This window comes from Shimia litoralis (assembly GCF_005518135.1).
GTDB classification, from domain to species: domain Bacteria; phylum Pseudomonadota; class Alphaproteobacteria; order Rhodobacterales; family Rhodobacteraceae; genus Shimia_E; species Shimia_E litoralis.
Map to the genome: position 1 here is coordinate 1 of NZ_SULI01000029.1, position 11,723 is coordinate 11,723.

Consider the following 11,723-nt stretch of genomic DNA (forward strand, 5'->3'; position numbering starts at 1 on the left):
TTGTATCCATTCAATCGGGTTGGATACATCTTAGCACGCTGTCCGAATTTGCCGGACCACTTCAACCTGATGCAGGCTCACAAATTGCCTTCAACAATGGCGCTTTGCTCTGGCGAAGGCGAAACCATGGGCAATTGCGATTTACCCGAGGAGTCTCCAATCACCTACCAGCCAGACATATCCTGTGGTGTCAAAACGCGGCCGCCACGCGCAGAGGGTCATCTGAGACTCTCTACCAAACGCGTTGGCGATCGCACAATGTTGGATCGGTGCCACCAGTCCGGGTCTTTCAAGTGCCTGTTTCCTAATACCTACGGGCCATCTCTGGATGCGGTTCTTCTGAATACCGCCGGTGGGATCACAGGAGGGGACCGGTTCGACTTTTCGGGCCACGCGGCCGCAAATACTGTGCTGACCCTGACCACCCAAGCGTGCGAGCGCGCCTATAAAGCACAACCCGCAGAGACGGGAACGGTTCGAAACCGTTTGCAAATCGGATCACGGGGGCGAGTCAACTGGTTGCCACAGGAAACGATCCTGTTTAACGGCAGCGCAATTTCCCGCCAGATGACCGTCGAAATGCAGCCAGATGCCTCTTTGCTGATGGTTGAACCGCTGGTGTTTGGCCGCTCTGCCATGGGCGAAAAACTGACCGATATTCAATTCAACGACCGGATTGACATTCGCCGTGCAGGCCAGCCGCTGTTGCTTGATGCCATGGCCTTGACTGGTGATGCACAGGCACATCTTGCAAAGCCCTTTGTGGCAAATGGGGCGGGTGCGATGGCGCTGATCGTGTTGGTGGCTGCCAATGCCGAAACCCACATGTCTGCTCTTCAGCAAATCCTGCCCACGACCGGGGGAGCCAGCCTGATCGCCGACGACATCTTGGTGATACGCCTGCTGAGCGATGACAGCTTTACCCTAAGACAAACCCTGCTGCCTGTACTGCAACTGTTGAACGGCGCGGCGCTTCCTCGATGTTGGATGATGTGACATGAACCTGACCCCAAGAGAAAAAGACAAGCTTCTGGTTGCCATGGCAGCCGAGGTCGCCCGCAAGCGGCTGGCCCGAGGTGTCAAACTGAACCACCCTGAGGCCATTGCCCTCATCACGGATGCGGTTGTCGAAGGCGCCCGCGACGGGCGCTCTGTCGCCGACCTGATGGAGGCCGGGGCGCATATCATCACGGCAGACCAATGTATGGAGGGCATCCCCCAGATGATCCACGACGTGCAAGTCGAAGCCACATTCCCCGACGGGACCAAGCTTGTCACCGTTCATCATCCAATCCGCTAAAGGACTGCTCTATGAAAACCCTGATCGCACCCTTACTTACCTTTGCCGCAACCCCCGCCCTGGCCCATTCGGGCATGCACATCCATCCCCATGCCAACGACGCCACTTGGCTGCCTCTGCTGTTTGGGGGGCTGCTGACGGCCGCGGTCGCTTCGCTGATCTGGGCGCGCCTGAAATGATCCCCGGAGAATTAATAGCCGCCGAGGGTGATCTGACCCTGAACGCGGGCCGCGAGGTTACCGTGTTGATGGTTGCGAACACTGGCGACCGCCCGATCCAAGTGGGCAGCCATTACCATTTTGCCGAAGCTAACCCAGCGCTTGAATTCGATCGCAAGGTCGCACGTGGCCAGCGGCTCGACATCTCTGCGGGCACCGCAGTCCGGTTCGAGCCGGGCCAGCGCCGCGAAGTGCCTCTGGTGCCGATTTCCGGTGCCCGACGCATCTTCGGCTTCAACCAGAACGTCATGGGAGACCTGTGACCCGGTCCACCCTGAGACCAACGCAATTCCGCCCTCCGTTTTTGACCTTTTGAAAGGCCTCTCTAATGCCCGCAAGGATCGCCCGCGCTGACTATGCCGCCATGTTTGGCCCCACAACCGGAGACCGGCTTCGGCTGGCTGACACTGACCTGATCATCGAGGTCGAACGCGATCTCACCACCTATGGCGAAGAGGTCAAATTCGGCGGCGGCAAGGTCATCCGTGATGGTATGGGTCAGGCCCAGACCACCCGTGCCCAAGGGGCGGTGGACACGGTCATCACCAACGCGCTGATTGTGGATCATAGCGGCATTTACAAAGCCGACGTTGGGCTGAAAAACGGACGCATCCACAAAATCGGCAAGGCGGGAAATCCAGACACCCAGCCAAATGTCGACATCACCGCAGGCCCCGGCACCGAGGTCATTGCCGGTGAAGGGCGCATTTTGACAGCTGGCGGGTTTGACAGCCACATTCATTTCATCTGTCCACAGCAGATCGAAGACGCATTGCATTCCGGCCTGACCACAATGTTAGGCGGTGGCACCGGTCCGGCGCATGGCACGCTGGCCACCACCTGCACGCCCGGACCATGGCACATTGGCCGCATGCTGCAGGCCGCAGATGCTTTTCCCATGAATCTAGCCTTTGCAGGCAAGGGTAATGCGTCGCTTCCTGCTGCTTTGGAAGAACAGGTGCTGGGAGGCGCATGCGCCCTCAAATTGCACGAAGACTGGGGCACAACGCCCGCCGCAATCGACTGTTGCCTGTCGGTGGCTGATGATCTTGACGTTCAGGTGATGATCCACACCGATACGTTGAACGAATCCGGTTTTGTCGAAAACACCGTTGCCGCCATGAAAGGTCGGACCATCCATGCCTTTCATACGGAAGGTGCTGGCGGTGGCCATGCGCCCGACATTATCCGCATCTGCGGCGAAGAGCACGTTCTGCCGTCATCCACAAACCCCACCCGCCCCTTTACCGTAAACACGTTGGAAGAGCATCTAGACATGCTGATGGTCTGCCATCACCTGGACAAATCAATCCCCGAAGACGTCGCCTTTGCCGAAAGCCGTATTCGGCGCGAGACCATCGCAGCCGAAGACATCTTGCACGATATGGGCGCGTTTTCGATTATCGCCTCTGACAGTCAGGCCATGGGCCGCGTGGGCGAGGTCTTGATCCGCACATGGCAAACTGCGGACAAGATGAAAAAACAGCGCGGCAGCCTGCCCGAAGACACCCGCGACAACGACAATTTCCGCGTCCGTCGATATATCGCCAAATACACCATAAATCCCGCCATTGCCCACGGAATCAGCCACGAGATTGGGTCAATCACAGAAGGTAAACGCGCCGATCTGGTGCTGTGGGATCCTGCCTTTTTTGGTGTCAAACCCGAAATGGTTTTGCTGGGGGGCACCATCGCCATGGCCCAAATGGGCGATCCCAATGCCTCGATCCCTACACCCCAGCCGGTGTATTCGCGCCCGATGTTCGGCGCCTATGGGCGCGCGGTCGAACACTCGGCTGTGACCTTTGTCAGTGCGGCGGCACATGACGCCGGGATTGGTCAAAAACTGGGGCTGGCAAAAGACACGCTGGCCGTCAGAAACACCCGAAACATCGGCAAATCCGATTTGCGGCTCAACAACGCCACGCCAGATATCCACGTCGATCCGGAAACCTACGAGGTGCGGGCCGATGGTGAACTTCTGACGTGCCAGCCGGCCGAGGTTCTGCCGATGGCACAACGTTATTTCCTGTTCTAAGAGGCTCGCATGACCCAGACACCTATTATCGCCAACGTATATCGCTCGCATCCGCACGGTCCGGTTTCGGGTAAAATTGCGCTCGACTATGATGGCCGGTTCCTGCGCCGTAAGACGCTGACAACCGACGACGGGCTGTCGTTGCTGGTCGATCTGGCCAAAACAACCTCTTTGGATCATGGGGGCGTTCTGGTGCTTGAAGACGGGCGTCAGGTCGAGATTATCGCCGCGCCAGAGAACCTGTTGCACGTCACCGGTGACAACCTGCCTCGCCTTGCGTGGCACATCGGAAACCGCCATACACCTTGCCAGATCGAGCCGGACCGATTGCTCATTCAGCGCGACCACGTGATTCACGACATGCTCGTCCAGATTGGTGCGACGGTGCACGAGGTGGTGGAACCTTTCACGCCAGAAGGCGGGGCCTATGGCCACGGGCGGACGCATGGCCACAGCCACTGAAATCCTGATCCTGACCCAATGGTTTTCACCGGCCTATCCTGTCGGAGCGTTTGCCTATTCGCATGGATTGGAATGGGCCATCGACGCAGGTCATGTGACAACCGCCAAACACATCAATGCATGGATCACCGAGGTGATGTGTCATGGTGCGGGGTGGAACGATAGCCTATTTCTGGCCGCAGCGTATCACGCGGACAGCTGTGAGTTACCCGAAGTCGACGCGACGGCCCGCGCCTTTTGCGCGTCCGCCGACCGGCTCAAGGAAACCCACCTGCAGGGCGCAGCCTTCTGTGGCATCACCGCCAAAGTCTGGGCAACCGATGTGCAGGGATTGACCTATCCGGTCGCCGCTGGACGGGCCGCGCGATTGCAGGGTTTGCCGCTTGACCTGACCACACAGGTTTATCTGCAGGCGTTTTTGGCAAACCTCGTCGCAGCGGCCATGCGCCTTGTGCCGCTTGGCCAGACCGACGGGCAACGCATCATCCGCGATCTGAGTCCCTTGTGCACCCGCATTGCCCAAGACAGCAGCAATGCCTCGCTTGATGACCTCGCCAGCACCGCCTTTCTCGCCGATATTGCGGCAATGAAACATGAAACCCAGTATTCAAGGATATTTCGCACATGACACGCATGAATGGTCCTCTTCGCGTCGGCATCGGCGGGCCGGTCGGTGCCGGTAAAACCACCCTAACGGCCGCTCTCAGTGCAGTCTTGCGAGAACGTCATTCAATTGGTGTAATCACCAACGATATCTACACCCGAGAAGACGCAGAAGCCCTGATGCGGATGCAGGTTCTACCGCAGAACCGCATTATCGGGGTTGAAACCGGCGGTTGCCGAAATGACAGAGCGGCACCCGGATCTTGACATCGTCCTGATCGAGAGCGGCGGAGACAACCTGTCCGCCACATTCAGCCCAGAACTGGCGGATGTGACCCTGTATGTCATTGATGTCGCCGCAGGCGAAGAAATCCCGCGCAAAGGCGGGCCTGCGATCACCAAATCAGATGTCTTGATCATCAACAAAACCGACCTGGCCCCTTATGTTGGTGCATCCCTGGATGTGATGGCCGGAGACGCCAAGAAAATGCGGGGTGCGCGCCCGTTTGTGTTCACGTCGCTACGCCACCGCGAGGGCGTGGCAGAGGTCATACAGTTACTCGAAGCCATTGGGGGCCTCGGTACAGAGCCAAACCCATGACAGAAACAAGCGACCGACCGCGGGCCCAGTGACGGGCCCAACGTGTCATATACGAACAGGGCGGTTCTGTTGCAGCAGCAGTGTTACGCCGCGCAAACGCGATGAAATTAGGCGTTGTTCGGTTTCGATCTGCAGCGCGATACGGGTATGTTCATTGGCCGCTCGGGAAGCTCACGACAATACCACCCACTCTAGTTTCGCGGACGGGAATTTTTCGAGGACAGCCGGAAACTGCCCCCGATCCATCAAACACAGCGCCGTAGACAGCCCATCGGCCAATGCCGCATCCCTTGCGCTTACCGAGACCAAGGATTGTTTTGGTGCGTCGTCATTGCGAGGGTCAAGAATGTGACCAATTTCAGAAGACGCGTTCAACACTGTCCCAAGTGGTGAAGACGTTGCCAAAGCACGGTCACGCAGGGAAACCTTTTGCACTATGTGCCCTTGAACATCTGCAATTCCGGCACGCCATGGCCCACCATCACTGCGCCCGCCCAAGGCAGATATTTCGCCCATATCAACCATGACGTCCGTCAACCCCTGCTCCCTCAAGGTCGCCGCGATTTGATCTGTAATATAGCCTTGGGCAATCCCATTCAAAGTGATCGCCATGTCTGGCCGTGAGAAACGCACGGTCTGTGCATCAAATTCAACGTGCTGCCAGCCGATCCTCTGGCGAAGCTGCGCAAGTTCTTGGCCTGACAGTGTCCGCCCTGCTTGAGTCGCCTGAGCATGCGCGCTCCAGAGCGGTTGGACCGTCGGATCAAACGCCCCTTGCGTGGCCAAGTGCAAGCTATTGGCCAAACTCAGAACGGATAGAATATCTGGCGACGGTGCCGCGAGGCGCCCATCCCGATTAAGTACAGAGAGCTCAGAATCGTCTATATAGAGACTTAAAATACCCTCCAAACGATCAAGCTCGTTGCGGATCGCTGCGAACACAGGGTCGGCCGCAGATTGCGTCATTCCCACGATCTGAAGAGATGCGCCCGCACCCAGTGCAGTTCCCTGCCAGCGTGCAACCGGAGTTGCAATGGCCGGAGATGCAACCGTCATCGCTGCGGAGATTGCCAAAAATCGACGGCGATTGAACATTAAGGTCATGTCGGTGTCTCCAACTTGTTTTCCAAATCAACCGGGCCGATGGCCGCGGAATCCGGAATATCATTCAAAGTAAAAATCGACCCACCATACAGATGGATGAAATTGTCTGCGCCCGCCGAGGTCGCAAAGGGAACGATTTCCGGTGCTCCCATACCGCCAGCAACGCCCGCGCCCACAACATAATATGCAACATCAGCAGCCACCCAGTTGTCGATCCCCGGCTCTTCCCAAGACGGCGCTATCCCCATGTCACTTACGTAAATCGCGAGAATTTCGGCTTCCCGCTCTGGGCTTTTGAGGTACGCAACCAAATCACGGACCTGCGCAAAGAATATGGGCTGTGCATAGCCGGCCAGATGGATTTGCCCTTTGGGTCCACCGTGCTCGGCAATGTTCATCTGACAAAAATAGCTTAGGGCCAGCTCTGTCAAGTCAGTGGGGGGTGGGGGTGCTTCTGCGGCATCCTCTTTACAAGCGACAAGAGCGAACATCGCACAAAGGACCAGATATCTCATGGCTCGACCCTCTGGAATGCTGCGCGGGCCATCACAAAGCCGAGCACAGGCCATAACAACAGTGACGCGGGTGCAGCCCAAACCGGAAGGGCACTTGCGGCCCCCGTCATGCCGCTGGTGAGTGCCACGGTGTCTGACGCCGCAATATTCCAGACACGAAATGCGTCCGCAGGGTTGGCCACCATGACCCAAGGAAAAATATTCTGTGTAAATGCGCCACCCTTATCAATAACCACGGCGCCCAAAAGCCCGAGATCATAGAGAACCACAAATACCAACCATAACGCCGCTGACGCGCCTGCCGCAGCTGTCGCGCTACCGGCAAGGGACGACACCATATATCCCAACACCAAGAAAACTGCACCAAGCAAAACCGAGGTGGCAATCAGTCGACCCAAGGCAATCAAGCTTTCGCTCCCGGCCCCGCCATAATACGCCGCCAAGGCACCCGCAGTTCCAAAACCAACCACCATTGCAAAACTCAGGGCCGCGAGATGCGCCATAAACTTGCCAAACAGAATTTCGCCACGACCTGCTGGGTATGACAGTAACAAGGCAAGACTGCCGCGATCGTTTTCACCGGAGATACTGTCAAACGACATCATCAACGCCAGCAAGGGTGCCAGATACACCGACAGTGTCGTCATTGAGGCCACCGAAATTGTCAGCATATCGACGCCAAGTGTTCCTGTCGGCGCGCTCCCTGCAAAGGTCAACGCAAGCGCAAACAAAACCATGATCAGTGTTGCCATGAATAGCCAGCGGTTGCGCCGCAAAATGTGCATCTCTGCCTGAGCAATGGCGAAGCTTCGAAAGGTCATGAGACATCTCCCTTGGCAAAATAACGATAGAGGTCTTCTAGTCTGGGCGGGGTCATCTCAACGTCTGAGACCGTATCCCCCATAGCTGCAATGCGCCGAAGTTCATGCATCTTCTGATCAGGTGCACACAAGAGCTCGACCGATGCCCCATTGATGCGCGTGCCGCCGGTGGTACGCGCAATTTCATCCGCATGATCCGCGTTTGCGCGTATTCTTAGCTTGGTCGGCAAACCCGCCGATGCAGAAAGAGCCGCAAGTGTATCATCTGCAACTTTCTCTCCCTTGCGTAAGATCGCAATGCGGTCCGTACGCGCCTCGACCTCGGTCAGAGCATGACTGGCAATAAGCACCGCGGTGCCTTGGGCGGCCAGTTCATCAATGATGGCATAGAGATCCTGCCTTGATATCGGATCCAACCCACTTGTTGGTTCATCCAAAAGCGCCACTTTGGGGTTGCCCAAAAGGACCTGAGCCAACCCCAACCTCTGGCGCATTCCCTTGGAATACGTCCCAATACGACGGTCCAAAGCATCGCTAAGGCCTACGCGATCAAGAAGCGCTGGTACATCTCCCTTTGCACCACCCGATAGCCGAGCAAAGAGCTTGAGCTGCTCTCGGCCGGTAAGGGCTGGATGGAAACTTACCGCCTCTGGCAAGAACGCTGTGGATTGACGTGCAGAGGCACTTCCCGGCTTGGCCCCGTCGATTAGGATTTTGCCAGAGCTTATGCCAGTTAGACCCAAAATAAGCTTGATTAGTGTCGATTTTCCGGCACCGTTATGACCCAAAAGCGCGACCCTTTCTCCAGCTTTAACCGTGAGATTGACGTCGCTTAGGACTTTGGCTTTGCCACGAAACTTTGAAACGTTTCTGATACAGAGGGCGCTATCCATCATAAGGCACCTTTTCGCTAGCGGCGGGTCGAACCGGTTGCATGAGAGGATGTGAATCCATCACGCCACCGGGCAAAAGCGCCGGAAATGTTGACTGAGACCAACGTACGAGCTGAACCGCGGGCGAACCCAAAAGCAGCTTGGCCGCAGGCTGCGTCCAAAGCACGTGGTCCATGCTATCGTTAGGTCGGTATGTTGTATCTGCAATGCCATCACCATCGACATCATAGGCGGCGAAATCGCTCCAATAGTTGCCCTTACCCGCCACTGACCATTCAACCCATTTGGTTGAGACATATTTGACCTGAGTCCGGTTGCCGACAAAACTGTTGCCAACAATATTATTCCCGTCAGAACCAGCGGTAAAATGAATGCCGATACCGCAGCCTTCAAACCAGTTTCCCGAGAATTCGTTTTTGTTCGAGTTGTACAAAAATGTGCATTTGCCTTTGGCATTTTTGACAACATTTCCAGAGATGATGCTCTTGTTTGTATAATTCATCATCACGCCATGATCCCGATCGGAAATGGACACGTTGTCCAGAACCTTTACGCGTGTAGAAAACATCACAGCATACCCAAGGTGGTTGCCAATCGACACATTGCCTGTGACCTCGGATTTGTCAGCATACATATAATGCACGGCAAATCTCAGATCCCGAAACAGGTTGTCCCGAAAGATATTCTTCTTGGAACTGTTCACAAATATTCCATCACGGCCCCACCGGACAGAATTTCGTTCAACAATTGCGCCGGGCGCGTTCCACACATACACGCCGTTGCCACGCGCGTTCATATGGCGATCTTGGCGGCCTTCAATGGTATTGCCTGCAACCAACGCCTCTTTCGCACCGTGAATATCAATGCCAACAAGGTTACCCTTAAGCGTGTTGCCCTGAATCTTTGGGGATTTGGCCGTTTTGGTAAGCTTGATCCCTGCGTCAATCGTTTCGTGAGAGGACCCCGATCCGATAACCGTGATGCCTGTGACAACAACATCATCCCCCGTCACGGTAATAACCGATCCGCTGCCCTGACCATCAATCGTAGCATGACCGCGGCCATCCAAAATGACAGGCTGATCCAGTACAACCGTTTCTTTGTAGGTCCCGGGCCGCAGGAGAAGGGTATCTCCGGCAGCGGCCCGATCCAATATGTCTGCGATGGCCCCTGCGCGCAAAGGCACGTCCCATTCGGTCGCCCAAACGGGCGATGCAAATACGATCAGTAAAGACAAGAGCCAGCGCATGTTCTTAAGCCTCGCGTGGTTCAACAAACATCCGGCCGCGCATCTCCATGTGAAGAGCGTGACAGAACCACTGGCAATAGAACCAATGCACACCTGGACGTTCAGCAACAAATGTGACCGATGCGGTTGCTTGTGGGGCAACTTCCATTGCGACGCCAAAGTTCGCCATGCAGAAGCCGTGAGTTACGTCATCCACATCATCAAGGTTGGTGACATAGACTGTCACTTCGTCACCTTGCTTGACGCTGAATTTCTCCAACGAGAAGGTCGGCGCCTGCGACGTCATATAGACACGTACTTTGTTACCATCACGGATGGGTTCTTCGGCACCTTCTTCAAGGTCAACCCCATCAGCCGCAGCCTGTTGCCGCGCATCTTCCCAAGTTGGGTCGTTGCGATCCCAAAGATTTACTGGGTTCACAATATCCCGGCGCACGATGATGCTGTCATGTGGCTCTGCGAAAGTTGGGCTATCGTGCACCACTTTCATCTTATCACCAGAGATGTCGATCAGCTGTTCGTTTTCAGGTTTCAGCGGACCCACATTCAGGAAGCGGTCTTTTGAAAACTTGTTCATCGAAATCAGCCACTTGCCGTCTGCATCTGCGGTCTCACCCATAGATGTCGAGTTGTGCCCGGGTTGATAGTGCACATCGATTTTGTCGACGATCGGATCCACATCAGATCCAGCATATGCTTCGATCGCCTTCGCAATATCCCATTTCACAACTTGGCTGTCCAAGAACAACGTGGTGTAGGCATTGCCGCGATTGTCAAATGCTGTGTGAAGCGGGCCAAGGCCCAGCTCAGGCTCAGCAACAATGCAAGACCGCTCGTCCGCACCATCTGCAAACAACGCATCAACTTTTTCAACGTCGATCACTGATACAGTAGGAGACAGCTTGCCGTTGATCATGATGTGCTTTTTGTCTGGCGCAGCATTCACACCATGCGGGCTGTTTGGAATGGGCACATACCGTGTCACGTTGTTGGTGGTACCTTTGCGCCCGTCCACAACCTTTGCACCATTCAACTCTTGATAGTCACCGGCGGCAATGGCTGCTTCGATGGCCTTGATGTTGAAAATGACAACGTGGTCGGTTTCTTTCTCGGTCATCTCGGTCAGGTTCATGCCCATTTCCGAGTTGTAGGACGTCGAAAACGCATATTTTCCTTGATAATCACAATCGGTGTTATCGAGGTTGCCCGATACAATAACCTGCCAAGCCACTGTCATCTCGTCGCCGTCGATGGCGGTAAAGATGTTCACGTATTCTGACGGCTCGTCAAGAATTGTACCGTCATTCACCAGTGGCGCTTCGTGTTCACCGTTGGCAAACACATATCCGGTGCGGGGATATTTTTGCGGACGCATACCGTGGATGTCATGTGCGTTAGGAATCTCAATGATCTTGTCGCATTTCATCACGTCACAACGCACACGTGCCACGCGCGTGTTGGCTTTGTCGTTCATAAACAGGAAGCGACCGTCATAAACACCGTCAGTGAACGACATATGCGGGTGGTGCAAATCGCCGTTGTCATAGGTTTGTTTGCCGTTCGCAGCCAAGAATGCTTTGGTTTCGGGCAACAGGCCTTCGGTCAGAATCTTTAGTGACTCGTTGGTTTGACCCCAACCTGTGGCAGAGCAGCGGTTGAACACTGGAATGCGCATAAATTCCCGCATCGAGGGAACACCCAAAATGCGCAATTCGCCGGTTTGGCCCGAAGACCAAAATCCATAATAGTCATCAAGTTCACCTGGCTCTAGGTGGCTTGTGCCTTCTGCAGCCTTTGCGGCAGTTGCGCTCATCATCGAGGCACCAACACCCGTGGTGGCCAGCACGGCGCCAGAAGCAGTTGCCCCGAGCATTCCGCGACGAGTCATCGCCATTTTATACAGTGAGTCAGACATGTGT

At 55.6% G+C, this 11,723-nt stretch carries 13 protein-coding genes and 1 pseudogene; 8 read left to right on the forward strand and 6 right to left on the reverse strand.

Going from position 1 to position 11,723, the window contains the following annotated elements; all coding sequences use genetic code 11:
- From FAP39_RS15550 to ureG, 8 genes and pseudogenes are all read left to right on the forward strand, one after another.
- Positions 1-996: urease accessory protein UreD (locus FAP39_RS15550; protein WP_342777199.1), on the forward strand; the 996-nt coding region annotated here is incomplete at its 5' end.
- Position 997: 1 nt separating this feature from the next.
- Positions 998-1,300 (forward strand): urease subunit gamma, encoded by a 303-nt coding sequence (locus tag FAP39_RS15555; protein ID WP_138017311.1) that lies wholly within the window; start codon positions 998-1,000, stop codon positions 1,298-1,300.
- 11 nt (positions 1,301-1,311) lie between these two features.
- A complete protein-coding gene (locus tag FAP39_RS17595; protein WP_171006886.1) occupies positions 1,312-1,479 on the forward strand; it encodes a hypothetical protein in 168 nt (55 codons plus the stop codon).
- Positions 1,476-1,781, forward strand: a complete 306-nt coding sequence (locus FAP39_RS15560; protein ID WP_138017312.1) for an urease subunit beta — start codon at positions 1,476-1,478, stop codon at positions 1,779-1,781. Before FAP39_RS17595 ends, FAP39_RS15560 begins: the two co-directional genes overlap by 4 nt.
- Before the next feature lie 65 nt (positions 1,782-1,846).
- Positions 1,847-3,556 carry an urease subunit alpha gene (gene ureC / locus FAP39_RS15565; RefSeq protein ID WP_138017313.1) on the forward strand — a complete coding sequence of 570 codons (1,710 nt, stop codon included), beginning with the start codon at positions 1,847-1,849 and terminating at the stop codon, positions 3,554-3,556.
- Between the two features lie 9 nt (positions 3,557-3,565).
- Complete coding sequence (gene ureE / locus FAP39_RS15570; protein WP_138017314.1) at positions 3,566-4,018, forward strand: urease accessory protein UreE; 453 nt, start codon at positions 3,566-3,568, stop codon at positions 4,016-4,018.
- Positions 3,984-4,646: an urease accessory protein UreF gene (locus tag FAP39_RS15575; RefSeq protein WP_425471442.1), complete on the forward strand. Its 663-nt coding sequence runs from the start codon at positions 3,984-3,986 to the stop codon at positions 4,644-4,646. Before ureE ends, FAP39_RS15575 begins: the two co-directional genes overlap by 35 nt.
- A 5-nt stretch (positions 4,647-4,651) precedes the next feature.
- Positions 4,652-5,222: pseudogene (gene ureG / locus FAP39_RS15580) on the forward strand (urease accessory protein UreG).
- A 171-nt stretch (positions 5,223-5,393) separates the two neighbouring features.
- Here ureG and FAP39_RS15585 read toward each other — a convergent pair.
- Genes FAP39_RS15585 through nosZ form a run of 6 tightly spaced genes read right to left on the reverse strand, consistent with a single transcriptional unit; the run spans position 5,394 to position 11,719 of the window.
- Entirely contained in the window at positions 5,394-6,326 is a 933-nt protein-coding gene (locus tag FAP39_RS15585) for an FAD:protein FMN transferase (protein ID WP_138017315.1), read from the reverse strand.
- On the reverse strand, positions 6,323-6,841 hold the full coding sequence (locus FAP39_RS15590; RefSeq protein ID WP_138017316.1) for a nitrous oxide reductase accessory protein NosL: 519 nt from the start codon (positions 6,839-6,841) through the stop codon (positions 6,323-6,325). Before FAP39_RS15590 ends, FAP39_RS15585 begins: the two co-directional genes overlap by 4 nt.
- Positions 6,838-7,662, reverse strand: a complete 825-nt coding sequence (locus tag FAP39_RS15595) for an ABC transporter permease (protein WP_138017317.1) — start codon at positions 7,660-7,662, stop codon at positions 6,838-6,840. Before FAP39_RS15595 ends, FAP39_RS15590 begins: the two co-directional genes overlap by 4 nt.
- Positions 7,659-8,558, reverse strand: coding sequence for an ABC transporter ATP-binding protein (locus tag FAP39_RS15600; RefSeq protein WP_138017318.1), 900 nt, complete (start codon positions 8,556-8,558; stop codon positions 7,659-7,661). Before FAP39_RS15600 ends, FAP39_RS15595 begins: the two co-directional genes overlap by 4 nt.
- Positions 8,548-9,804, reverse strand: a complete 1,257-nt coding sequence (locus tag FAP39_RS15605) for a nitrous oxide reductase family maturation protein NosD (RefSeq protein WP_138017319.1) — start codon at positions 9,802-9,804, stop codon at positions 8,548-8,550. The genes FAP39_RS15600 and FAP39_RS15605 overlap by 11 nt, the downstream gene beginning before the upstream one ends.
- A 4-nt stretch (positions 9,805-9,808) precedes the next feature.
- Entirely contained in the window at positions 9,809-11,719 is a 1,911-nt protein-coding gene (gene nosZ, locus FAP39_RS15610) for a TAT-dependent nitrous-oxide reductase (protein ID WP_138017320.1), read from the reverse strand.
- Positions 11,720-11,723: the final 4 nt, after the last annotated feature.